Annotated in this window: 20 protein-coding genes and 1 pseudogene; 5 read left to right on the top strand and 16 right to left on the bottom strand. The window is 74.5% G+C overall.

Annotated features, from left to right (window positions below):
• Positions 1 to 8 precede the first annotated feature (8 nt).
• The 5 genes from DMB38_RS33530 to DMB38_RS33510 all read right to left on the bottom strand — a co-directional run bounded on the left by DMB38_RS33530 (position 9) and on the right by DMB38_RS33510 (position 6,413).
• Complete coding sequence (locus DMB38_RS33530; protein ID WP_125938337.1) at positions 9 to 875, bottom strand: xanthine dehydrogenase family protein subunit M; 867 nt, start codon at positions 873 to 875, stop codon at positions 9 to 11.
• A complete protein-coding gene (locus DMB38_RS33525) occupies positions 872 to 3,250 on the bottom strand; it encodes a xanthine dehydrogenase family protein molybdopterin-binding subunit (protein ID WP_125938336.1) in 2,379 nt (792 codons plus the stop codon). The genes DMB38_RS33530 and DMB38_RS33525 overlap by 4 nt, the downstream gene beginning before the upstream one ends.
• Positions 3,247 to 3,759 carry a (2Fe-2S)-binding protein gene (locus tag DMB38_RS33520; protein WP_125938335.1) on the bottom strand — a complete coding sequence of 171 codons (513 nt, stop codon included), beginning with the start codon at positions 3,757 to 3,759 and terminating at the stop codon, positions 3,247 to 3,249. Before DMB38_RS33520 ends, DMB38_RS33525 begins: the two co-directional genes overlap by 4 nt.
• A gap of 75 nt (positions 3,760 to 3,834) precedes the next feature.
• Positions 3,835 to 5,052 carry a cysteine desulfurase-like protein gene (locus tag DMB38_RS33515; protein WP_125938334.1) on the bottom strand — a complete coding sequence of 406 codons (1,218 nt, stop codon included), beginning with the start codon at positions 5,050 to 5,052 and terminating at the stop codon, positions 3,835 to 3,837.
• Between the two features lie 77 nt (positions 5,053 to 5,129).
• Complete coding sequence (locus DMB38_RS33510) at positions 5,130 to 6,413, bottom strand: sulfite oxidase (protein ID WP_125938333.1); 1,284 nt, start codon at positions 6,411 to 6,413, stop codon at positions 5,130 to 5,132.
• Positions 6,414 to 6,890: 477 nt separating this feature from the next.
• Here DMB38_RS33510 and DMB38_RS33505 point away from each other — a divergent pair, with 477 nt between their 5' ends.
• The 3 genes and pseudogenes from DMB38_RS33505 to DMB38_RS33495 form a co-directional block, all read left to right on the top strand.
• Positions 6,891 to 7,313: a hypothetical protein gene (locus DMB38_RS33505; protein WP_125938332.1), complete on the top strand. Its 423-nt coding sequence runs from the start codon at positions 6,891 to 6,893 to the stop codon at positions 7,311 to 7,313.
• 31 nt (positions 7,314 to 7,344) lie between these two features.
• Positions 7,345 to 8,109, top strand: a complete 765-nt coding sequence (locus DMB38_RS33500) for a DUF4239 domain-containing protein (protein WP_125938331.1) — start codon at positions 7,345 to 7,347, stop codon at positions 8,107 to 8,109.
• A gap of 2 nt (positions 8,110 to 8,111) precedes the next feature.
• Positions 8,112 to 8,417 (top strand): annotated as a pseudogene (locus DMB38_RS33495) (aldo/keto reductase); the annotation flags it as partial.
• 3 nt (positions 8,418 to 8,420) lie between these two features.
• On the opposite strand, the gene DMB38_RS33490 reads toward DMB38_RS33495, so the two are convergent.
• Positions 8,421 to 9,371, bottom strand: coding sequence for a beta-ketoacyl-ACP synthase III (locus DMB38_RS33490; RefSeq protein ID WP_125938330.1), 951 nt, complete (start codon positions 9,369 to 9,371; stop codon positions 8,421 to 8,423).
• 151 nt (positions 9,372 to 9,522) lie between these two features.
• Positions 9,523 to 10,374 (bottom strand): glycerophosphodiester phosphodiesterase family protein, encoded by an 852-nt coding sequence (locus DMB38_RS33485; RefSeq protein ID WP_125938329.1) that lies wholly within the window; start codon positions 10,372 to 10,374, stop codon positions 9,523 to 9,525.
• Between the two features lie 190 nt (positions 10,375 to 10,564).
• Here DMB38_RS33485 and DMB38_RS33480 point away from each other — a divergent pair, with 190 nt between their 5' ends.
• Positions 10,565 to 11,746: an endonuclease/exonuclease/phosphatase family protein gene (locus tag DMB38_RS33480; protein ID WP_240662616.1), complete on the top strand. Its 1,182-nt coding sequence runs from the start codon at positions 10,565 to 10,567 to the stop codon at positions 11,744 to 11,746.
• Between the two features lie 21 nt (positions 11,747 to 11,767).
• Here DMB38_RS33480 and DMB38_RS33475 read toward each other — a convergent pair whose 3' ends face one another.
• The 8 genes from DMB38_RS33475 to DMB38_RS33440 all read right to left on the bottom strand — a co-directional run bounded on the left by DMB38_RS33475 (position 11,768) and on the right by DMB38_RS33440 (position 20,838).
• A complete protein-coding gene (locus tag DMB38_RS33475) occupies positions 11,768 to 13,297 on the bottom strand; it encodes an FGGY family carbohydrate kinase (RefSeq protein ID WP_240662615.1) in 1,530 nt (509 codons plus the stop codon).
• A gap of 22 nt (positions 13,298 to 13,319) precedes the next feature.
• Entirely contained in the window at positions 13,320 to 13,922 is a 603-nt protein-coding gene (locus tag DMB38_RS33470; RefSeq protein WP_125938328.1) for an ATP/GTP-binding protein, read from the bottom strand.
• Positions 13,909 to 14,265 (bottom strand): DUF742 domain-containing protein, encoded by a 357-nt coding sequence (locus DMB38_RS33465; RefSeq protein WP_047019231.1) that lies wholly within the window; start codon positions 14,263 to 14,265, stop codon positions 13,909 to 13,911. The genes DMB38_RS33470 and DMB38_RS33465 overlap by 14 nt, the downstream gene beginning before the upstream one ends.
• Positions 14,265 to 14,705: a roadblock/LC7 domain-containing protein gene (locus DMB38_RS33460; RefSeq protein ID WP_125938327.1), complete on the bottom strand. Its 441-nt coding sequence runs from the start codon at positions 14,703 to 14,705 to the stop codon at positions 14,265 to 14,267. The genes DMB38_RS33465 and DMB38_RS33460 overlap by 1 nt, the downstream gene beginning before the upstream one ends.
• Entirely contained in the window at positions 14,702 to 17,299 is a 2,598-nt protein-coding gene (locus DMB38_RS33455) for a nitrate- and nitrite sensing domain-containing protein (RefSeq protein WP_240662614.1), read from the bottom strand. The genes DMB38_RS33460 and DMB38_RS33455 overlap by 4 nt, the downstream gene beginning before the upstream one ends.
• 83 nt (positions 17,300 to 17,382) lie before the next feature.
• The gene (locus tag DMB38_RS33450; RefSeq protein ID WP_125938326.1) at positions 17,383 to 18,906 is read right to left on the bottom strand and encodes an amino acid permease; all 1,524 of its coding nucleotides are present in this window, start codon (positions 18,904 to 18,906) and stop codon (positions 17,383 to 17,385) included.
• A gap of 58 nt (positions 18,907 to 18,964) precedes the next feature.
• A complete protein-coding gene (locus DMB38_RS33445; protein WP_125938325.1) occupies positions 18,965 to 19,966 on the bottom strand; it encodes a hypothetical protein in 1,002 nt (333 codons plus the stop codon).
• A 356-nt stretch (positions 19,967 to 20,322) separates the two neighbouring features.
• Positions 20,323 to 20,838, bottom strand: a complete 516-nt coding sequence (locus DMB38_RS33440; RefSeq protein WP_125938324.1) for a GNAT family N-acetyltransferase — start codon at positions 20,836 to 20,838, stop codon at positions 20,323 to 20,325.
• A 101-nt stretch (positions 20,839 to 20,939) separates the two neighbouring features.
• Here DMB38_RS33440 and DMB38_RS33435 point away from each other — a divergent pair, with 101 nt between their 5' ends.
• Positions 20,940 to 21,551, top strand: coding sequence for a YdeI/OmpD-associated family protein (locus tag DMB38_RS33435; protein WP_125938323.1), 612 nt, complete (start codon positions 20,940 to 20,942; stop codon positions 21,549 to 21,551).
• An 81-nt stretch (positions 21,552 to 21,632) separates the two neighbouring features.
• On the opposite strand, the gene DMB38_RS33430 is transcribed toward DMB38_RS33435, so the two are convergent.
• A complete protein-coding gene (locus tag DMB38_RS33430) occupies positions 21,633 to 22,442 on the bottom strand; it encodes an SAM-dependent methyltransferase (protein ID WP_125938322.1) in 810 nt (269 codons plus the stop codon).
• Positions 22,443 to 22,563 lie beyond the last annotated feature (121 nt).

The following is a 22,563-nucleotide window of genomic DNA, read 5'->3' as shown; positions in this document are numbered from 1 at the left end:
GCCGCCCGTCACGCCGGCCCGGCCGCCGCGAGCACCGCCCTGCGGGTGAGCACCCGGGCGAGGTGCGCGCGGTATTCGGCGGAACCGGACAGGTCCGCCGCCGGACGCGTGCCCTCCGCCGCGGCCGCCGCCGCCTCCGCGACCGGCTCCTGTGTCGCCTCCGCCCCGGCGAGCGCCGCCTCGGCGGCCGCCGCCCGCACGGGCGTCGGGCCCATGCTCGTCAGCCCGATCCGGGCCTCGGCGATCCGCCCGCCCTCGTGCCGCACCGCGGCGGCCACGCCGACGAGGGCCCACGCCTGCGCCGCCCGGCTGAACTTCTCGTAGCGGAAGCCCCAGCCGTCGTACTTGGGCACCCGGATCGCGGCCAGCAACTCGTCCGGCGCCAGCGCCGTGGTCAGGTAGTCGGTGAAGAACTCCCGCGCCGGCACGGTCCGCGATCCGCCGGGTCCCACCGCGGTCAGCTCGGCGTCCAGCGCGAGCACCACCGCCGGCAGGTCGGCCGCGGGGTCGGCGTGGGCCAGCGAGCCGCCGAGGGTGCCGCGGTGCCGGACCGCCGGGTCGGCGACGGTGGCGGTGGCCGCGGCGAGCAGCCCGGCGTGGCGGCGTACCAGCGGGTCGGCGAGCACCTCGTGGTGGGTCGTCAGGGCGCCGATCACCAGCGCGTCGCCGTCGTCGCGCACGCCGCGCAGCTCCGGGATCCGGCCCGCGTCCACGACCAGGTCGGGGAAGGCGAGCCGCATCCGCAGCAGCGGCAGCAGGCTCTGCCCGCCGGCGAGCACCTTCGCCTCGCGCCCGGCGGCCCCGGCGTCGGCGAGGGCGCTCACGGCGGCGCCGACGGACTCGGGGCGTACGTAGTCGAATGCCGCGGGGATCATGCCGGGTCTCCCTTCCTGGCGTCCTGGATCGCCCGCCACACGCGCTCCGGCGAGCAGGGCATCCGCACGTCGGTGACGCCCAGCGGGCGCAGCGCGTCGACGATGGCGCCGACGACCGCGGGGGTGGAGGCGATCGTGCCGGCCTCGCCGACGCCCTTGACGCCCAGCGGGTTGGACGTGGCGGGGGTCTCGGTGCGGTCGGTGACGAAGTCGGGCAGGTCGGGGGCGGCGGGCACGTGGTAGTCGGCGAGGGTGCCGGAGACGAGGTTGCCGTCGTCGTCGTAGACGGCCTCCTCGTAGAGCGCCTGCGCGATGCCCTGCGCCAGACCGCCGTGCACCTGGCCCTCCACGATCAGCGGGTTGACGACCTTGCCGACGTCGTCCACGGCGACGTACGAGCGGATGCGGACCGCCCCGGTCTCCGTGTCCACCTCGACCGCGCAGAGGTGGGTGCCGTGCGGATACGAGAAGTTGTCCGGCTCCACGACGTGTCCCGCGTTGATCGTCGGCTCCATGCCGTCGGGCAGGTCGTGTCCTGTGAAGGTCGCGAAGGCGACCTCCTGGATCGTCTTCGTCGCCTCCGGCGAGCCGCGGACGGCGAACGTGCCCGCCGTGAACTCCAGGTCCTCCTCGCTCGCCTCCATCAGATGGGCCGCGACCCGGCGCGCCTTGCCGACGACCTTCACCGCCGCCTCGTGCACGGCGACGCCGCCGACGACGAGCGAGCGCGAGCCGTACGTGTCCATGCCCTGCGGCGCGATGCGCGTGTCGCCGTGGAGCACGTCGACGTCCTCGACGGGCACGCCGAGCACGTCGGCGGCGATCTGGCTCCAGGTGGTGGCGTGCCCCTGGCCGTGCGGGCTGGTGCCGGTGATCACCTCGACCTTGCCGGTGGGCAGCATGCGGATGCTCGCCGCCTCCCAGCCGCCGGCCGCGTACCGCAGGTCGCGCAGCACGCGGCTGGGCGCCAGGCCGCACATCTCGGTGTACGTGGAGACGCCGATGCCGAGCCGCACGGTGTCGCCGCGTTCGTGCCGCTCGCGCTGCTCGGCGCGGAGGGCCGCGTAGCCGAAGTGGGCGAGCGCCTTGTCGGTGGCGGCCTCGTAGTTGCCGCTGTCGTAGGTGAGGCCCGCGACCGACGTGTACGGGAACTCGCCGTGCCCGATCCAGTTGCGGCGGCGCAGCTCGACGGGGTCGAGGCCGAGTTCGGCGGCGAGTTCGTCCATGACGCGCTCGACGGCGTATGTGGCCTCGGGGCGGCCGGCGCCGCGGTAGGCGTCGGTGGGGGTCTTGGTGGTGAAGACGCCGGTGCAGTGGAAGGCGTAGGCGTCCATCTTGTAGATCCCCGGGTACATGAAGGCGCCGAGGATGGGGATGCCCGGGGTGACGAGCATGAGGTACGCGCCCATGTCGGCCAGCAGGTCGACCTTCATGCCCAGCAGCCGGCCGTCGCGGGTCGCGGCGACCTCGACGTCCTGGATCTGGTCGCGGCCGTGGTGGGTGGCGAGGTAGCCCTCGGAGCGGGACTCGGTCCACTTCACCGGGCGGCCGAGCCGCTTGGCGACGACGAGCGCCAGGGCCTCCTCCGCGTACACCTGGAGCTTGGAACCGAAGCCGCCGCCGACGTCCGGGGCGATGACGCGGATCTTCTGCTCGGGGATGCCGGTGACGACGGCGAGCATGACGCGCAGGATGTGCGGGATCTGGGTGGCGGAGTACAGGGTGTACTCGTCGGCGCCGGTGGCCGCGGGGGCGGCGACGACGGCGCGGGGCTCCATGGCGTTGGGGATGAGGCGCTGCTGCACGTAGCGGCGGGTGACGACGACGTCGGCGCGGGCCCTGGCGGCGGCGTAGTCCCCGCTCGCCAGGGGCCAGTCGAAGCAGCGGTTGGTTCCCTTGTCCGCGTGCACGAGCGGGGCGCCGTCGGCGAGCGCCGCCTCCATGTCGAGCACGGGCGGCAGCGGCGTGTAGTCGACCTCGACGGCCTCCAGCGCGTCCGCGGCGGCGTAGCGGTCGCGGGCGACGACGACGGCGACGGGGTCGCCGGCGTGGCGCACCTCGCCGACGGCCAGCGGCGGGTGGTCGGGGTGCACGATGTCCTCGGTGACCGGCCAGGCGCAGGGCAGGGAGCCCAGCTCGCCGTCGAGGTCGGCGGCGGAGAACGCGGCGACGACGCCGGGGCGTTCGCGCACCGCGGTGAGGTCGAGGCGGTCGATGCGGGCGTGCGCCATCGGGCTGCGCAGCACCGCCATGTGGAGCATGCCGGGCAGGGTGATGTTGTCGGTCCAGCTCGTCCGGCCGGTGACGAGCCGGGCGTCCTCCTTGCGCGGGTGGGAGCGGCCGATGGCGGGTGCCGCCTGCTCTGCGGTGGTCATATCGCGGCCTCCCCGCCGTCGCCGGCTCCGGCGTCCGTCCCCGTCCCCGCTCCGGCTTCGGCCGCGGCGAGGACCGCGCGCACGATGTTCTGGTAGCCGGTGCAGCGGCAGAGGTTGCCCTCCAGGCCGTGTCTGACCTCCTCGGCGGTCGGGTGCGGGTTGGCGCGCAGCAGGTCGCGGGCGGCGAGGATCATCCCGGGGGTGCAGTAGCCGCACTGCAGCCCGTGCTCCTCGTGGAAGGCGCGCTGGAGCGGGTGCCACCGGCCGTCCCCGGCCAGCCCCTGGATCGTCGTCACCTCCGTCCCGTCCGCCTGAACGGCCAGCATGGAGCAGGATTTGACGCTGGCGCCCGCCACGTCGACCGTGCAGGCACCGCAGTTGCCGGTGTCGCAGCCGACGGGTGTGCCGGTCAGGCCCAGGCGGTCGCGCAGGTAGTGCACGAGGAGCAGGCGCGGCTCCACGTCGTCCTCGTAGGTCGTGCCGTCGACTGTGACCGAGATGCGGCTCATGTGCCCTCCCCGGAACGGACGGGTCCGTGGCGCTGTGGTGTGCGCCACTGTAGGACCGCATCCGGGGCGGGGGAACTAGGCAGTCGTACGGAGGAATTCCCCGAGGCCCGCGACCAGCCGGTCGACGTCGTCGGCCGAACTGTACGGCGCGAGCCCCGCCCGCAGGCCGCCGCCGTCGCCGAGGCCGAGGCGGCGGGACGCCTCCAGGGCGTAGAAGGAGCCGGAGGGGGCGTTGACGCCGCGCTCGGCCAGAAAGCGGTACGCGTCCTCGGTGGTGCGGCCTTCGAGGGTGAGCAGCAGCGTCGGGGTGCGGTGGGGGGCGCGGGAGCGCAGGGTGACGCCGGGCACTCCGGCGAGGCCGTCCTCCGCGCGCAGCCGCAGCGCGTCCTCGTGGGCTTCGATCGCCGCGTACGCCCGGATCAGCCGCGCCCTGCGGTCGCCGCCCGCGGCGGGCTCGGGGTCGAGGCCGGCGAGGAAGTCGACGGCGGCGCGGGCCCCGGCCAGCAGCTCGTACGGCAGCGTGCCCTGCTCGAAGCGCTGCGGCACCGCGTCGGTGGCGGGCAGCAGCTTGTCGGGGGCGAGGCTGCGCAGCAGTTCGGGACGGGCGCCGAGCACGCCCAGGTGCGGGCCGAGGAACTTGTACGGGGAGCAGACCACGAAGTCCGCGCCGAGCGCCGCGGCGTCGACGGCTGCGTGCGCGGCGTAGTGCACCGCGTCGACGTGGACCAGGGCCCCCGCGTCGTGCGCCATCCCGGCCAGCTCCGGCACCGGCGGCCGGGTGCCGAGGAGGTTGGCGGCGGCGGTGACCGCGACCAGCCGGGTCCGCTCGGTGAGCACGGCGGCGAGGTGCCCCGGGGTCAGCTCGCCGGTGTCCGGGTCGAAGTCGCACCAGCGCACCGCCGCGCCCGCGCGCTCGGCGGCCTGCACCCAGGGGCGGATGTTCGCGTCGTGGTCGAGGCGGGTGACGACGACCTCGTCGCCCGGCCCCCACGCGCGGGCCAGCGTGCGGGCGACGTCGTAGGTGAGCTGCGTGGCGCTGCGCCCGAAGACGACGCCGCCGGCCGGCACCCCGAGCAGGTCGGCGAGGGCGGCCCGGGCGCCGGCCACGATCGCCTCGGCGTTGCGCTCGGCGGCGGTGACGTGGCCCTGGTTGGAGAGCGGGGCGGCCAGCGCCGCGGCCATCGCCTCGATGACGGGGGCCGGGGTCTGGGTGCCGCCGGGGCCGTCGAAGTAGGCGGTCCCGTCCTTCAGCGCCGGGATGCGGGCGCGTAGCGCGGCCAGGTCGTACGTCACGGGCGGCCTCCTGCCTGGTGCCGGGGGGATCACCAGTGTGCGCGCTCACCCCCGGCGCGCGGGAGACCGCCCGCGGCTCAGGCGACGGTGACCGGGTGCCGGACGACCGCGTCGAAGAGGTAGCCCTGGTCGTTGTGGACGGTCCGCTCGGGCTGGGTCCTGCCGCTCACGTCGGTGGCGCGGGCGCGTACGTCGGCGGGGCCCGGCTTCTCCGGGCGCCAGTCGGCCGACCAGCGCACCCAGCCGTCGGCGCGCGGTTCGTCGGCGAGCTTCGCGCGGCGCCAGGTGGTGCCGCCGTCGGTGCTGACCTCCACGGCCCGCACGCCGCCCGCGCCGGACCAGGAGCGGCCGGTCAGGCGGTGGGTCTCGCCGGCGGCGAGGGTGGCGTTCCAGGGCAGCTCGAAGGCGCTCTTGAGGGTCTGCCGGCTGAGCGGCTCGCTGCCCTCGGGCGGGTAGGAGGGGCCGAAGAGGCGGTAGAAGTCGGTGTTCCACGGGGAGTACAGCGGCTCGGCGGAGACCTGGAGGTCGCCGACCCACTTGATGGAGGAGATGCCGACCCACGACGGCACGAGCACGCGCACCGGGTGCCCGTGGTCGGCGGGCAGCGGCTCGCCGTTCATCTCGTACGCGAGGATCACGTCGTCCAGCGCCTTGGCCACCGGCAGCGGGCGGCGCACGTGGCCGAGGTTGACCCCGTCCGCCATATACTCGCCGTCCAGCCCGCTCGGCATCACGTCGACCGCGCGCCGGGTGATCCCGGCCAGCCGCAGCACGTCGCCGAGCCGGGCGCCGCGCCAGCGCGCGACGCCGACGGCGCCGAGGGTCCACGAGGTGCCGGAGACGGTGCCGCCCTGCTGACTGGCGAAGAAGCTGCGGCCGTTGCCCGCGCACTCCACGAACGCGGACCTGACCGCGGACGGCAGCGCCTTGAGGTCGTCGAGCCCGAACTCGGCCTCGCCGCCGCGGAGTCCGTCGCCCCAGACGCGCAGGCTCCAGCCGCCGGCGTCGAGCACGGGGGTGGCGGTGTGGTTGCGGACGAAGAAGCGGTCGGCGGGCGTGAGGTAGCCGGTGTCCTTCAGGGCGGGCCAGTTGGTCTCGGCGTTGGTGCCGCGGACGGTGAACAGCTCGGGCGGCAGCGGCTTGACGATGCCGGCGGCCCGGGGCGCGGCGGGCGCCGCCCCCGCGGGCGCGGCGCCGAGGGCGCCCAGCGCGCCGGCCCCGCCGGCGGCGGCGAAGAGCCGCAGCATGTCGCGCCGGGCGACGCCCGGGGTGCGGGCGTCGCCGTCGAGCCACTGGCGCAAGCGGCGGCGGTCGTACGAGGTCTCGTCGGACGGCTGCGATGTCGGCATGACGTCGATCATCCGGGCGGCCGTCCGCAGAAGGCCATGGCCCGTTTGTGAAGAACTCGTGAAACCACCCGTGGGGCGTACGGGCCGCGGACCGGGCGCGCACGGAAGCGAACCGGGGCGCGAGTGACGAGCGTTCGTGCGAGATACGGGCGCGACGGACCGCGCCTGCGGGTGGATTGCGGGCGCCGGGGGCGTAGCCGGGCGCGGCGCGGAGCAACTTCGGGCCGTGACCCGGGAGAACACACCGCGCGCGGCGCGGCCCGCCGTACGCGCCGCCGTGCTCCTGGCGGCGCTCGCCGCCGGCCCGGCCGCGGCCGCCGGCACCGTCCTCGCCGCCGGCCCCGCCGCCGCCGACGCCCCGCGGACCGCCGCCGTACGCGGGTGGGCACTGCCCGCCGACGGGTGCGCCCGCGTCGGCGCGGACCTGCCGCTGGAGGAGCTGGGGCGGATCGCGCGCAAGCGGGGCGTCGGGGAGGCGGTGCGCCAGGGGTGCGGCAAGAAGCCCTCGCCGACGCCCACCCCCACGCCGCCGTCCCCGACTCCCCCACCGTCGCCGACGCCCACGCCGAGGCCCACCCCGACGCCGCCCCCGCCGTCCCCCACGCCGTCGCCGGAGCCGCCCGCGCCCGCACCGCCGGAGCCGGCCGCGCCCGAGCCCGCCGCGCCGCCGCCCACCGCGCCCGTACCGGCCACGCCGACGCCCACCCCCACGCCCACGCCCAGCCGCCCGCCGAGCCCCGCCCCTCCCCCACCCCTTCGCCCTCGCTGCGGCCCCTCTACCACGAGCCGCCGCCCCGGGAAGCCGACGAGGGCACTTCGCCCGTGACCAGAACGCTGCTCTTCGTCGCCCCCGCGATCCTCGCCGCCGCCGCGCTCAGCGGCTCCGGCGCGGCGGCCCGCAACCGCTCCTGACCGCCCGCAGCCCGACCGCCGGAGGCAGCCCGTGTCCGAATGGCTCATGCTCACCCTCGCGATGGCCGCGGCCATCGCGGTCGTCGTGCTCATCACCGTCCTCCGGCACCGCCGCCCCGACGAGGAGTTCGACCCCACCGAGACCCCCGACGTCATCGAGTACATGACGATGATGATCGGCGTGGTGTACGCGATCGTGCTGGGCCTGGCGATCGCCGGCGTCTGGGAGGCGAAGGGCAGCGCGGAGGACTCGGTGCAGCGGGAGGCGTTCGCGCTGCACGAGACGAGCGAGCGGCTCGCCGAGTACCCGGCCCCGGTGCGCGAGGAGATCCGGGCGGACATCGCGGCGTACGTCGGCTACGCGGTGCACGAGGAGTGGCCGGCGATGCAGGACGGCGAGGGGCTGAGCGAGCGCGGTGACGCGCTGCTGGACGAGGTGCGGCGCGGGCTCTTCGCGTACGCGCCGGAGACCGACGCCGAGAACCGCGCCGCCTACGCGCTGGGCGACCAGATCGCCGCGGCCGAGGAGGCCCGCAACGAGCGGGCGCTGAACTCGGGTCCCACGATGCCGTCGCTGGTGTGGTTCGGGCTGATCGCCGGCGGTCTGGTGGCCATGGGCATGGTCTTCGCGCTGCAGATCCAGCGCTCGGCGCGCGAGTTGATCCTCGCGGGGCTGCACAGCGGGCTGCTCGCGTTCCTGCTCTTCCTGGTCTGGGAGTTCGACCAGCCCTACGTCCGTGACTCGGCGGGAATGCTGGAGCCGTTCACCACGCTCTTCCCGAAGGCCGCCGGCTGACGCTGCGTACGGAGCGGATCGACCTGTTCCAACTGCACCGCGTCGACGCGGACGTGCCGCTCGCCGACCAGGTCGGGACGTTGAAGGAGCTCCAGGACGAGGGCAAGGTGCGGCACATCGGGCTCTCCGAGGTCGACGTCCCCCAACTGCGCGCCGCGCGCGAGATCGCCACCATCGCCTCCGTGCAGAATCTCTACAACCTCGCGATGCGCCAGCACGAGGCCGTCGTCGACTACACCGCCGCCGAGGGCATCGCCTTCGTGCCCTACTTCCCGATGGCCGTCGGCACGCTGGCCGCGCCCGGCGGGCCGCTAGGGGCAGCGCACGATCTGGCCGGCGTACGACAGGTTGCCGCCGAAGGCGAAGAGAAGCACCGGCGCGCCGGACTCCACCTCGCCGCGCGCCACCAGCTTGGAGAAGGCAAGCGGCACGCTCGCGCCCGAGGTGTTGCCCGACTCGGTGACGTCGGTGGCGACGACCGCCTGCGGGGCGCCGAGGCTGCGCGCGAGCGGCTCGATGATCCGCAGGTTCGCCTGGTGCAGCACGATCGCGGCGAGGTCGGCCGGCGCCACGCCGCCGCGCTCGCAGACCCGGCGGACGATCGGCGGCAGCTCCTTGACCGCCCAGCGGTAGACCGCCTGGCCCTCCTGGGCGAAGACGGGCGGTGAGCCCTCGATACGTACCGCGGACCCCATGTCGGGCGCGGAGCCCCACACGACGGGGCCGATGGCGCCCGCCTCGCCGGGCCCCGCCGCGGGGGCGACCACGGCGGCGCCGGCGCCGTCGCCGGTGAGGACGGCGGTGGAGCGGTCGTTCCAGTCGGTGACGCCCGTCAGCTTCTCCGCGGCGATGACCAGCGCGCGGCTCGCGGCGCCGGCGCGGAGGGTGTGGTCGGCCTGGGCGAGGGCGTGGGTGAAGCCGGAGCAGGAGACGTTGACGTCGATGGCGGCGGGGGCGGGGATGCCGAGCCGTTCCGCGACCCGCGCGGCCATGCTCGGCACCCGGTGCTCGGCGGTGCAGGTGGCGACCATGACGAGGTCGACGTCCTCGGTCTTGGTGCCGGCCCCGGCGAGCGCCTTGGCGGCGGCGTGCGCGGCCATCATGTCCACGGTCTCGTCGGCGGCCGCGACATGCCGGGCGCGGATGCCGACCCGGCTGCGGATCCACTCGTCGTTCGTGTCGACGAACTTCGCCAGGTCGTCGTTGGTCAGCACCTTCCCGGGCTGGTAGTGGCCGAGGGCGAGGATCCGCGATCCGGTCATGGGCCGCCTCCGCTGGGGTGACTGGTCGTCCGCTGCCCTTCGAGTCTGCCCGGTGTGCCCCGGGTTGGGCAGTGGAGATCCATCAAAGCGGCGGCGCGGGTCTTTGGCGGGGTGTGCCATTGCCGCGCCGCCGCCTCGTCTCCCGTACGCCCTACGTGAGGGACTGCGGGTAGTCGGTGATGATGCCGTCGACGCCGAGACCGGCCATCCTGCGCATCGCGCCGGGCTCGTCGACGGTCCAGACGTTGATGTCCATGCCCAGCTCGTGGACGCGGTCGACCAGGGTCTGGTCGGTGACGGTGTACTGCGGGTTGACCTGGTCCGCCCACTCGCTCAGGGCGGCCAGCTCGGCCTCGGTGGGGCGGTCGGCGTCGAGGAAGCCGATGGGCACCTCGGGCATCAGGTCCTTGAAGCCCTGCGCGTCGTCCAGCTCGAAGGACTGGACGGCCAGTTGGCCGTTCGCCAGCGCGCGCTCCACGTAGGCCGGCCTGGCCTGGAGCAGCCCGGCCAGGTCGGCGGGGAGGCTCGCGTCGTAGTGCCCGCACGGGCTGATCTCGGCGAGCAGGCCGGACTTCCGGTCGATGAGGTCGATGACGCGGTCGACGGTGATGATCGGCTCGCCGGCGTACCTGGCCGAGAACCAGGAGCCGGCGTCCAGGCGGCTCAGTTCGGCCCAGGTGAAGTCGGAGACGCGGTAGCTCGGCCGGCCCGGGTAGACCTCCTCGATGTCGGTGGTCCGCTCCATGGTGCAGTCGTGGAAGTTGACGAGCTTGCCGTCCTTGGTGCGCTGCACGTCGATCTCGACGAAGTCGGCGTCCTGGCGGACCGCCAGCCGGGTCGCCGCCGCGGTGTTCTCGGGCGCCACGCCGGAGGAGCCGCGGTGGGCGATGACGTCGGGCCCGGCGGGCGCGGCCTGGGCGGCGGACGCGCCGGCGAGGATACCCGCGGCCGTCAGGGCCGCGACGACGGGCGCCGCCCGCAGCAGGGATCTCACGAGCTTCACAATTGACCTTCGCTCTCGTGGTGTTGGTGGTGCTGCCGAGGCTGAAGACGTGACGTTAAACAAGACGGACGATCACGTAAAGGGGCCGTGGTCGGGACATGACCATGCTTGCCCGGGGGTGCCGCGGATGCTGGGATGCGGTGTGCGCGTACGGTCCCGGCGGCCGGCGGTGCGCGGGAGAGGCGGAGCGATGCGGAGCGTACGGCGCGGTGGGAAGCCGGCCGGTCTGGTGGTGCTGGCGGTGCTGGTCATGGCGCTGGGAGCCGGGTGCGGTGCGCCCGGCCGGCAGGCGTCCGAGCCGGACGGCGGGCGGCGGGAGCACGAGGCGCCGGGGACGGAGCGGGCGCGGGAGGGCGGTCAGGCGCGCGGGAACGGCGACGGGCGCGGGGTGCGTGCCGTGGGCGTGGCGACGTACAACGTCTACCTCGGCGCCGACTTGAAGCCGCTGTTCGACGCCGGAAGCCGGGCGGAACTGGTCACGCGCGCCAGCGAGTTGTACGCGGCGATGGAGGCGACGGACTTCCGCGAGCGCGCGGCGGCCCTCGCGGACCTGCTGGCGGCGCGGGCGCCCGAGGTCGTGGGGCTCCAGGAGGTGGCCCGCTGGGAGAGGGGTCCCGCGGGCGGCGACCTGACGGTCCGCTACGACTTCCTGCGGCTGCTCCTCGACGAGCTGGCCGCCCGCGGCACCCCGTACCGTACCGTCGCCGCGAACGACAACTTCACCGGCCGGATGGCCGTCTCGGCCACCGAGGAGGCGCGCTTCACCGACCGGGACGTGATCGTCGTACGCGACGGGCCGCCCGCCTCCTCCCGGCCGCGTACGTCGCGCGCCACCTCCGCGGCGTACTCCGCGAAGGCCACCCTGCCCTCCCGGATCCCCGGCCTCTCCTTCGAGGTGCCGCGCGGCTGGTCGTCCGTGGACGTCACGGTGCGCGGCGCGACGTTCCGCTTCGCCACCACCCACCTGGAGGCGTTCGGCACCCCCGGGGTGCGCGCCGCCCAGGCCCGCGAGCTGGCCGCCGCGCTCGCCGGCTCGCCGCACCCCGTCGTCCTCACCGGCGACTTCAACTCCCGCCCCACCGACGCCTCCGGCGCCTACGGGATCCTCGCCGGGGCCGGCTACGCGGACGCCTGGACCGCGGCGGGCGGCGACCCGGACGGCGGCTGGACGGCGGGGCAGAGCGGGTCGCTGCTGGCCGGGGACGAACTCTCCCACCGCATCGACCACGTGCTGTACCGGCCGGACGGCGTGCGGGCGGTCACGGCGGAGGTGATCGGCGACCGGGAAGCGGACCGCTCGGCGCCTACGGGGTTCTGGCCGTCGGACCACGCGGGGGTGGTGGCCGGACTGCGGTTCGGCGGCGGGCGGTAGGCGCCGCCGGCGGCGGGCGGCTCAGCCGCGCCCTTCCTGCGGGGGCGCGCCGTCCCCCGGCCCCGCGTCCGTCGGTGCGGGGTCCGTCGGTGCGGGGTCCGGCGCGTCCTGCCGCGGCAGCGCCGCGCCCGCGGCCGTACGCCAGCGGTCGAGGAACTCCTCCGCGCGCGCCCGCGGCCAGCGCGGCTCGTACGTCCTGCCCGGCGTCCACCGCGGCACCGCGTCCGCGGCCGGCAGCTCCGGCTCCAGCGCCATCCGGGCCAGCGCCGCCGCGCCGAGCGCGGTGGCGTGCGGCGAGGGGTAGACGTCGACGGGCACCTGCGCGAGGTCGGCCTGCGCCTGCATCAGCGTGCGGCTGCGGGTGAGCCCGCCGTCCACCCGCAGCCGGGTGAGCGGGCCGCCGAGGTCCGCGGCGACCAGCCCGGTGACCTCCGCGACCTGGGCCGCGACGCCCTGGAGCACGGCGAGCACCAGGTGCTCCCGGCGGCTGGCCAGCGTCAGCCCGGCGAACGACGCGGTGGCCTCCGAGCGCCACCAGGGCGCGGCGAGCCCCGCGAACGACGGCACGCACACCACCCCCTCGGCGTCCTCGGCCGCGACCTCGTCCAGCTCCGCCGCCGAGCCGACCAGGCCCAGCTCGGTGAGCCAGCGCACCGCCGAGGCCGCCGTGTACACCTGGCCGTCCACGCAGTACGGGGTGGCGCCGCGGGCCCGCCAGGCGACCGAGGTGGTCAGCCCCGAGCCGGAGCGCACCGCGGCCCCGCCGGTGTTGGCGAGGAGGAACGCCCCGGTCCCGTACGTGCACTTGGCGGTGCCCGCGGTGAGACAGCCCTCGCCGAAGAGCGCCGCCTGCTGGTCCACCACGAGCCCGGCGACCGGCACCTCGGCGCCGAAGGCGGCGGTGGTGCCGGCCACCTCGTCGCAGGCCGTGATCCGCGGCAGCCCGGCGGGGTCGAGACCGAAGAGGGCGACCAGTTCGGGGTCCCAGTCGACCGTGTCGAGGTCGAGCAGCAGCGAGCGGCTGGCGGTGGCCGCGTCGGTGACGTACGCGCCGGTGAGGTGGTGCAGCAGCCAGGTGTCGGTGGTGGTGACGACGCCCCCGCGGACGCCGTTCTCCCGCAGCCAGGCCATCTTCGGTGCGGAGAAGTACGGGTTGAGCACCAGCCCGGTGCGCCGGGCGACCCACTCGGCGGCGTCCGCGCGCGCGTCGCACTGCCGCTGCGCCCTGGAGTCCTGCCAGCTCACCGCCGGCGACAGCGGCTTGCCCGTGGCGCGGTCCCAGGCCAGCACGGTCTCGCCCTGGTTGGCGAGCGCCACCGCGTCCACCGGCCGGCCCGCGGCCGCCACGGCCTGCCGCCCGGCGGCCAGCACCGAGGCCAGCAACTGCGCCGGGTCCTGCTCCACCCCGCCGCCCGGCAGGTAGTCGGGCGTCACCGGCACCTCGGCGACGGCGACCACGCCGCTGCCGCTGCCGCCGTCCGGCGCCTCCGGGTCGACGACGAGCGCCTTGGTGCCGGAGGTGCCCTGGTCGATGGCGAGCACGGTCGTCATGGCGGAGCGGGCCTCCTTGTGGTCACCGGGCGTGGGCGGGTTCCGCGGCCGCGATCAGATGGTCCATCAGCGCGAGCAGCACGCCGCGGACCGACTCGCGCTCGCGGGCGTCGAAGAGGACGATCGGGGTGGTGGGCTCCTTCAGGGTGAGCGCGTCGCGGATCTCCTCCGGATCGTAGTCCTGCTCGCCGTGGAAGCAGTTGGCGGCCACGACGAACGGCAGGTCGCGGCTCTCGAAGAAGTCCACGGCGGCGAACGAGCGGTCCAGCCGCCGGGTGTCGACGAGCACCACCGCGCCGAGCGCGCCGCGCAGCAGGTCGTCCCACATGAACCAGAACCGCTCCTGGCCCGGGGTGCCGAAGAGCATCAGCACCGCCACGTCCAGGGTGATCCGGCCGAAGTCCATGGCCACGGTGGTGGCCGACTTCTGCTCGATGCCGGACAGGTCGTCCACGCCCACCCCGGCCGCGCTCAGCCGCTCCTCCGTGCGCAGCGGCGTGATCTCGCTGACGGCGCCGACCGCCGTGGTCTTGCCCACCCCGAAGCCGCCGGCCACGAGGATCTTCACGGGCGGGAGGTAGGCGTCCCAGACGGCGTCCGGGGCCTCGGTGTCAGGCTCGCTCAAGGCCGCTCCTGATTCGTCGGAGGAAGTCGATGTTCATGGCGTCCGGATCGCTCATCGGCGGTCTGTGCTCGATGAGCCCCTGTTCCAGCAGTTGGGCCAGGAGGACGGCGGCGGGCGTCAGCCGCATCTCGATCCGGGCCGCCAGCTCGGCCACGGCGATGCCGGGCCCCGCGCACAGCCGCAGGATCGTCTGCCACTCCTCCGGGATGCTGCGCGCGTCGTCGGGCGGCACGGCGGCGCGGACCGTGGAGTGCATGGTGAACTGCTCACCGGGCGCCCGGTCGGTGCGCGATCCGGTGAGCGCGAACGTCCGTGTCCTGCGCGTTCCCCGTGGCGCGCTCATTACCGGATACGAGCCCTGCGGGACCCGACGCCGAGCTGGTGCTTGAACGCGCGGGCGACGCGGACGGTCTCGCGCATGGCGAGGCCGATGGACTCGGGACCCGAGGTGTAGACGACCAGGGTGCTGCCGTTGCCGCAGGCGGTGAGGATGAGGTGGCTGTGCTCCATGGTGATGTTCAGATGCAGGACGGACCCGCCGTCGACCGGCATCGACAGCCCGTCGGCGAGGCTGGCGAGGCCGGAACAGGCGGCGGCTATGGTCTGGACGTCCTCGCGGGTCCAGTCCAGGCCGTAGCCGCAGAGGGCGAGGCCGTCGTCGGCGAGCAGCACGAAGCCGGTGAGGTCCGGCACGAGTTGCAGGTTGTCGCGGAGGTTGTCGAAGACGGCCGCGTCCTCCGGGCTCGCGGGGATGACGTTCTTCACGTGCCTGAGGCTGCTCATCGGTCGCTGTCTTCCTCCGGGTCGGTCAGGGCTTCCTGAAGCTGGGTGAACGCCGACTCGATGCTGTCGAGCGGGCGCCGGTCCATGGCGGTGGCGGGCCGGCGCCTGCCGTCGCGCAGTTGGCCGGCCATGCTGGTGCCGGGCACGCGCTGGGGCAGCCCGCCGGCGCGGGCGGCGGGGCGCGCGGGCGCCGGTGCCGGCTCGGCCTCGCGGGTCGGCTCGGTGGCGATCTGGGGGGTGGCGGTGACAGGCAGCTCCTCGGTCGGATCGGGCAGGGATTGCGGTGCAGGCCGGGGGGCCGGCCCGGCGGCCGGTTCCGGGTGGGGCTTCTTGACGCGTACGGGCAGAGGTTCCTCGGGGCGTACGTGCTCGGGGGCGGCGGGCGCCGCCGGGGCGGCCGCGGTCGCGGGCTGTGGCTGGGGCTCGGCCGCGGGCCCGGCGGGTGCCGCCGGGGCCGGCGGGCGGCGCCGCTCCGGGTCCGGTACGCCGTCGTCCGCCGGACGGGCCGGTGCCAGCCCGGGCGCCGGGTCAATGGGGCGTACCGGACCGGTGGGCCCGCCGGCGCGCGCCGGCTCGCGGCGTACCAGACCGGCCGCCGTCGGCTCGCGCCGCTTCGCGGGCCGCGGCCCGGAGCGCCCCGGCAGCGGCTTGCGTACCGGGGTGCGGTCCGCCAACTGCTCGGGTGCGCCGGTCAGCAGCGCGGACGGCACCAGCACGACCGCCAGCACGCCGCCGAAGCGGCCCTGCTGGAGCGTGACCCGTACCCCGTGGCGCTGCGCCAGTTGCCCGACCACGAAGAGGCCGAGTTGGTCGGAGGACTTGGCGAGCACCGCGTACGGCGGCACGTCGAGCAGCCGCCCGTTGAGCGCCTCGAAGTACCAGTTCTCCGGCGCCCGCCCCTTGTCCTCGACCTCGATGGCGACGCCGGTGGCGGTGTGGGTGGCGCGGACGAAGACCTCGTAGCCGCTGGGCGAGTAGGTGGTGGCGTTCTCGATCAGCTCGGCGATCAGGTGGGTCAGCTCTCCGGCCACCTCCGGCACCACCCACGCCTCGGCCTGGAACTCCTTGGTGACCTGGGCGAAGCCGCGGGACTCGCCGGCGGCGTCGACGATCAGGTTGGCGATGTGCACGGGCTCGGTGTGCGGGTTGGTGACCGCGCCGCCGGAGAGCACCAGCAGGTTCTCCAACTGGCGGCGCACCCGCACGGTGAGGTGGTCGAGCTCGTACAGCTCGGAGAGCAGCGCGGGATCGGTGTCGGCGTAGCGGTGCTGCAGTTCGTCCAGCGTGCGCAGCACGGCGAAGATGAGGGTGACGGAGCGCATGGTGACGCCCTCGGCGAACTTCTCGAAGCCGTACCGCTCCTCGTGCACCACCCGCGCCGCCTCGACCACCTCCTCCGCCAGCCGGGCGACGACGTTGGAGATCTCGCCGAACTCGTCGGCGGCGGCGACCTGCGCGGGCAGCGCCGACAGGTCGACGTCCTCGCCGCGCTGCAGCCTGACGATCATCTGCGGCAACTGCCGCCGGGCCACGGCCAGGGCGCTGGAGCGCACCTCCTCGGCCCGGCGCACGATGGTGCGGCTGATCCACAGCACGGTGCCGAGCACGATCGCGACCAGCAGGACGCCGCCGGCGGCGATGGCGTACGCCGTCATGCGCAACTCGCCTGCCCGGTCCTCCGCGTCGTCGGCCAGCGCCTGGATCCGGGCGGTGGCCAGCCCGGTGAGGCCCGGGCCGAGGTGCTCGTACGTCTCCTGCCACCCGGCGGTCGCGGCGGGCAGCGTCACGGGGCTGCCGGATTCCCGGCTCACGCCGAGCACCGCGTCCTCGATCCGGGTCTTCTCCGCCCACTCCTTCGAGTCGGTGACGGCGTCGTAGCGGTCCTTCTCACCGTCGGGCAGCAGCGGGCCGGCCAGCGTCCCGTACGCGAACCGCTGGACGCCGACGGCCTGGACGAAGCGGGCGTGGTCCGCCGCGGTGAACCGGCCGTCCTTCGCACCCGCCAGCAGGGTGTCCTGGAGCGCCAGTGACTCGCCGGCCTGGAGCAGCGCGGTGAGCGGGCGGGAGCCCTGGGCGAGGCTGCCGTTGTGGGCGCGCACCCGGATGTGCACGGCGATGGTCTGCTCGATGGCGCGGGTGTACGCCTCCAGCGCCTCGTCCCGGTCCCCGGAGCGCTCGGCGGCGCGTTCGCGTACCCCGGCGAGGCCGGCGACGCCCCGCAGGGCGGCTTCGAGCGGCGGGCGGACGGCGCTGTCGGGGGCCTCGTCGGCCAGCTCGCGCAGCGCGAAGGCGGCCTCGTCGGTGAGGGCCTGCTGATTGCCGAGCTGGGCGGCGTTCACCGGGCCGCGGGCCCAGTGCAGCGCGGTCATCCGGCGCTCGGCCTGCAACTCGGTGACGAGCGCGAACGACGGCTGCTGGAGCCGTTCGAGGGTGTCGGCGTAGTCCTGCACGGCCCCGGCCCGGTTCAGCTCCCGGACGGCGCCGACCGCGGCGAGGGCCGCGAGAGCCGCCGTGACGACCGCGGCCAGGATGCGAAGGAGCGTACGCAGGCGCAGGGGGCGCCCGGCGGGGGCGGTGTGAGTGGTTGCGGACATCGGACCTCACGGAGCGCTGGTCGTTTGCGGTCGGGACGGTGCGCCGGGCCGCCGCCGGTCGCTCGCGGCGGCCCGGCGCGGCGTCACACCAGGTCCTTGCCGAGCTCTGCCATCTCGGGGTCGGCGGTGTAGACGGGTGTCTTGTACGAGCGCCGGCCGGCCGCCCACCACGAAACGGTGGCCAGCAGCAGGACGGCGGCCAGGGCCACCGAGGCGTAGTTGAACGTGTCCACGGTGACGGGCGACGCCTGCGGCAGACAGAAGATCACCGTGATCACGGCCACCCAGCACACCGCGATCCAGCCGATCAGCGAACTCCACTTGCCCAGGTTCCACGGCCCCGGCACGAAGCGGTTCTTCGCGCGCAGCCGCAGATAGATGGGGATGGCGTAGGCGGGGGTGATGCCGATGACGTTGATGGCGGTGACCGCGCCGTACGCGGTCGCCGAGTACAGCGACGGCAGCGCCAGGCAGAACGCGACGGCCACCGACAGCATGACCGCCCGGGTGGGCACGCCGGTGCGCGGTGAGACGCGGCGCCACATCTTCGAGCCGGGCAGCGCGCCGTCGCGGGAGAAGGCGAAGACCATCCGCGCAGTGGCGGCGGTCTCGGCGTTGCCGCAGAAGAGCTGGGCGCAGATGACGATGAGCAGCAGGGCTTTGGCGCCGCCTTCGCCGATGGCGTCGATGAAGATCTGCGCGGGTGGCACGCCGGTGCTCGACTCCTGGGTGCCGACGTAGTCCTGGATGGCGAAGGTGAGCCCGGCCAGCAGCACGAAGCCGGCGACCCAGGAGACCCAGATCGCCCTCACGATGCCCTTGGCGGAGCTGACCTGCGCCTGGGTGGTCTCCTCCGAGAGGTGTGCGGAGGCGTCGTAGCCGGAGAAGGTGTACTGGGCGAGCAGCAGGCCGATGGCGGTGACGTAGAACGGGTTGTTCCAGCCGGTGTCGTTGTTGAACTCGCCGAAGACGAAGCCGGCCGACTGGTGGTGGTCGGGGACGACGATCAGGACGCCGACGATGATGGCGACGCCGGCCAGGTGCCACCAGACGCTGATGGAGTTGAGGATGCTGACGACGCGCACCCGCAGCAGGTTCAGCGTCATGTGCAGCACCAGGATGACCGCGAAGATCAGCAGGGTCTTCTCGGCGGTGGGCTCGAAGCCCCACTGGAGGTTGAGGAAGGCGCCGATGAAGAGGGCGCAGCCGTAGTCGATGCCGGCGATGGCGCCGAGCAGGCCGAGCAGGTTGAGCCAGCCGGTGTACCAGCCCCAGCGGGGGCCGCCGAGCTGGTGGGCCATGTAGTAGAGCGCGCCGGAGGTGGGGTACGCGCTGGTCACCTCGGCCAGGCCCATGCCGACGCAGAGCACGAAGAGGCCGACGGCCACCCAGCCCCACATCATGACGGCCGGGCCACCGGTGTTGAGCCCGAAGCCGTACAGCGTCATACAGCCGGAGAGGATCGAGATGACCGAGAAGGAGATGGCGAAGTTGCCGAACGGGCCCATCCGCCGCGCGAGTTCCGGCTCGTAGCCGAGGTCGCGGAGATGGGCGTCGTCGTCCTTGCGCCGGGACGTGCCGGCGGTGCTGACCGGCGCTTGTGACATGGAGTGACCTCCGATGGGGAGTGGCAGGGGCATGACATGACAAAGGGGACGTGCCGGGTCACCCGCTGCCGAGGGCCGTCGAGCGGGCGCGTAAGAACTCGGCCTCCGCCAGGTCCTGCCGCTCGGGGTCCTCGGTCACGTACGCCCAGGGCAGGAGGGTGGCGTACGGGCCGAGGGCGGTGAAGACCCGGGCCGCCTCGGTGAACTCGCGGGCGGCGGTGAGCGCGTGGGCCAGGTGGTTGAGGTCCAGCACCGAGCGCACGTCGGCGTTGGTCACGTCGAACCAGCCGTCGAGGGCGCGCCGCGTGTCGCGCAGGATGTCCTCGCGGGACCACTGCCGGTGCACGAGCGCGTCACCGCGGCCGCGGCGGCGCTCGAAGTGGTAGTGCTCGGCGTGGGCGAAGAGCGGCAGCACGAGGAGGGGGGAGGCGAGCGGGGCCCAGGAGCCGACCCAGCGGGCGAAGTCCATCGCGTACGCCTGGGAGCCGCCGGCGGCCGAACAGATCTGCAGCACGCGGTGGTACGCCTCGCGGTTGTACCGGTCCCGCTTGACCACCTCGTCGAGCAGCCCCCACGGCCCGTACGGCAGCAGGTTCTCCGGCGGCTCCGCCCGGTGCTCGGGCCGCTGCTGCCGCACGTCGACCGTGGCCAGCGCCAGCAGGCACACCCACGGCACGGGATCCCCGGGATGCAGCAGCGCCGCCTCCCGGCACGCCTGCCGCGCGTCCTCCTCCAACTGCCCGGCGCTGGGATGCCGCTGCCGGTGCGCCTGCACGGCCCGCCCGACGGCGACCCGGGCCAGCATCATCCGCGCGTCGGCGCTCTCCGGCTCCTCGTCCAGCCAGATCTGCACCACCGCCGACTTGGCGGCCACCACGCCGAGCACCTGCGACCGCGCGGTCCGCGCCGCCCAGTCGGCACCGGTCCTGGCGAGCAGCGCGCGCATGGACATCCACCGGCCGACGCGCAGGTCGTCGACGACGGCCCGCAAGTCGTCGTCGAGCCCGGCGAGATGGTAGACGGGCCGGAACTCCCCGCCCCGCCCGGAACCGCGGGCCATCACCACCCCCCGCGCTGGACGCGGCGGGGCACGCTACGGCCGGGGCCGGGCGACAGGGAGCGGGGCGGACCGGCTAAGCGGACGCACCGCGGCGACTGCCATGCGATGTTCATCGAAACCTCGGGCACGCGCACGCGAGAGGTTGCGTGGTACTGGTGCGCGGCTTTCCTGCGTACGTTCGTGATGGGGTCGAAGGGATCGTAGCGACAGGAGGGCCGTCTATGTAATCAACCGACGAATGTTGCCGACTAGCAACGCAAGGTCCGGACCACCCACCACCGTCCGGCCCGCCCGCCGAATGCCGCGTTTCCCCACGAAGGACACCGGCGGCCCACGGCCCGTGTGCTCCGCGGACGTTACGCCGCGCCTGTGGCCCCGCTCGGCACCGGCTTCGCGTACCGGTGGCAGGGCACCGTCACCGGGCCGTCCTCGCCCTCCGCCTGGTAGGCGAACGGGCCCTCGTCCGTCCAGCCCTGCCGGGCGTAGAACCGGCGCGCCCGCGCGTTGCCCGTCACGACCGCGAGCCACACCCGGTCGTATCCCCGAGCGGCCACCCGCCGCTCCCCCTCGGCGAGCAGCAGCGCGGCGACGCCTGTGCCGCGGTGCTCCGCCGCGACGAAGAGCTGCTCCACCTCGTCCCCCGCGGCGGTGACGAACCCGGCGATCTCGCCGCCGACTTCCGCGACCGCCGTCTCCGGCACCCGCGCCGCCGCCCGGGCGGCGAACGACTCCGGCGTGCGCATCGCCACCAGCGCGTCCGACACATGCCCCAGGTGGGCGTCGCGCCACGCGCTCTCCCAGAGGCGCGCCACCGCCGCGGCGTCCCCCGGGCGGGCGGGCCGCAGCACCGGCTTCTCGTCGTGCGTCGTCATGCCCCCACGCTAACCGCGGCCTGTGACATCCGCCTCCGCGGCCCGCCCGGAGATCACCGGCGCGACGTACGGTGGCGCTACCGGCGAAAGGACGAAACGACATGGCATCCCCCGGCAGCGAGAGCCCCGCGTCCGGCGCGGACTCCCCCGACGGCGCCCCCGTCCGCGCCTTCGACGGCCCCGCCGGGCTGGAGTCCTGGCTCGACGAGCACCACGGTCTGCAGTCCGGGATGTGGCTGAAGGTCGCCAAGAAGGGGTCGGGAATCGCGTCCGTCACCATGGCCGAGGTCGACGATGTCGTGCTCTGCTACGGCTGGATCACCGGCCTGCGCCGACGGTACGACGACCATTATTTCCTGCAGAAGATCACGCCGCGCCGGCCCCGTAGCCAGTGGTCGCAGGTGAACGTGGACCGGGTCGGGGCCCTGACCGCGGCCGGGCGGATGCGCGAGCCGGGGCTCGCGGCGGTGCGGGCCGCGCAGGCGGACGGGCGGTGGGAGGCCGCGTACGAGTCGCAGAAGAACGCCGAGGTGCCGCCCGATCTCGCGGAGGCGCTGGCGGCCAGCCCGCGGGCGGCCGCGTTCTTCGACGGGCTCGGCAAGACGGACCGCTACCTGGTGATCGTGCGGCTGCTGCGGGCGCGGACGGAGGAGAACCGGGCGGCCCAACTGGCGCGGGCCGTCGAGATGCTGGCCGCCGGGCAGCGCCCGTAGCGCGGCGGCAGGCGACGCGACGGGCACGGCACGGCGGACGGCACTGCTGGGGCGGGCCCGGCGCGAAGGGCCGGGCCCGGGTCAGGGCTTGTGCGCGACGCCGCCGTAGACGTCGGTGGGCTCCGGGTCGGTGCCGGGCTCGGGGCGCCACAGCGGACAGGAGACTATCCCCGGCTCGATCAGCTCCAGGCCGTCGTAGTACGCGCTGATCTCGTCCGGGGTGCGCAGCACGTACGGGATGGCGCCGGTGTCGTCGTACCCCTGCTGGGCTTCCTGGAGCGCCTTGTCGGTCGCCGTGCTGTCGTAGTGCACGAAGTAGCTGCCGGAGGGCAGCGCGGCCTGCAGCCGGCGGACGATGGACTTGGCCTCTTCGTAGTCCTGGACGTGGCCGAGGATCCCCATGAGCATCAGGGCCATCGGCTGGGAGAAGTCGAGGGTCTTCCCCGCCTCTTCCAGTATCGCCTCGGGCTTGTGCAGGTCGGCGTCGACGTACGTGGTCACACCCTCGCGGGTGCTGGTCAGCAGGGCCTGGGCGTGCCGCAGCACCAACGGGTCGTTGTCGACGTAGACGATGCGCGACTCGGGCGCCAGCCGCTGGGCGACCTGGTGGGTGTTGTCGTAGGTCGGCAGGCCGGTGCCGATGTCGAGGAACTGGCGGATGCCTGCCTCGCCGGCCACATGGGTCACGGTACGGATCAGGTAGTCGCGCGACGCCCGGGCCATCGTCTCGATGTTCGGGGCGATCTGGCGGTACTCGTCGCCCGCCTGGCGGTCGACCGCGTAGTTGTCCTTGCCGCCCATCCAGTAGTTCCAGATCCGGGCCGAATGCGGCACGGTGGTGTCGATCTTGGCGAGCGCCCCCTCGGCGGGGGTGGACTGGCCTTCTGCCATCGGGTATCTCCTGCCTGCGGCGCGCGCATCGCTGCCGGCTGACGTACTGTCACTTCGCGGTCGTGCGGGGGGTGTTCTGCCGGTTTCCGCGGGGCGGATCGGGGCGGATCGGGACGGATCA

The sequence above is a fragment of the Streptomyces sp. WAC 06738 genome, from assembly GCF_003945505.1.
GTDB lineage: Bacteria > Actinomycetota > Actinomycetes > Streptomycetales > Streptomycetaceae > Streptomyces.
Note: the sequence above shows the minus strand (reverse complement) of the source record. Positions and strands in the feature narration are given on the sequence as shown.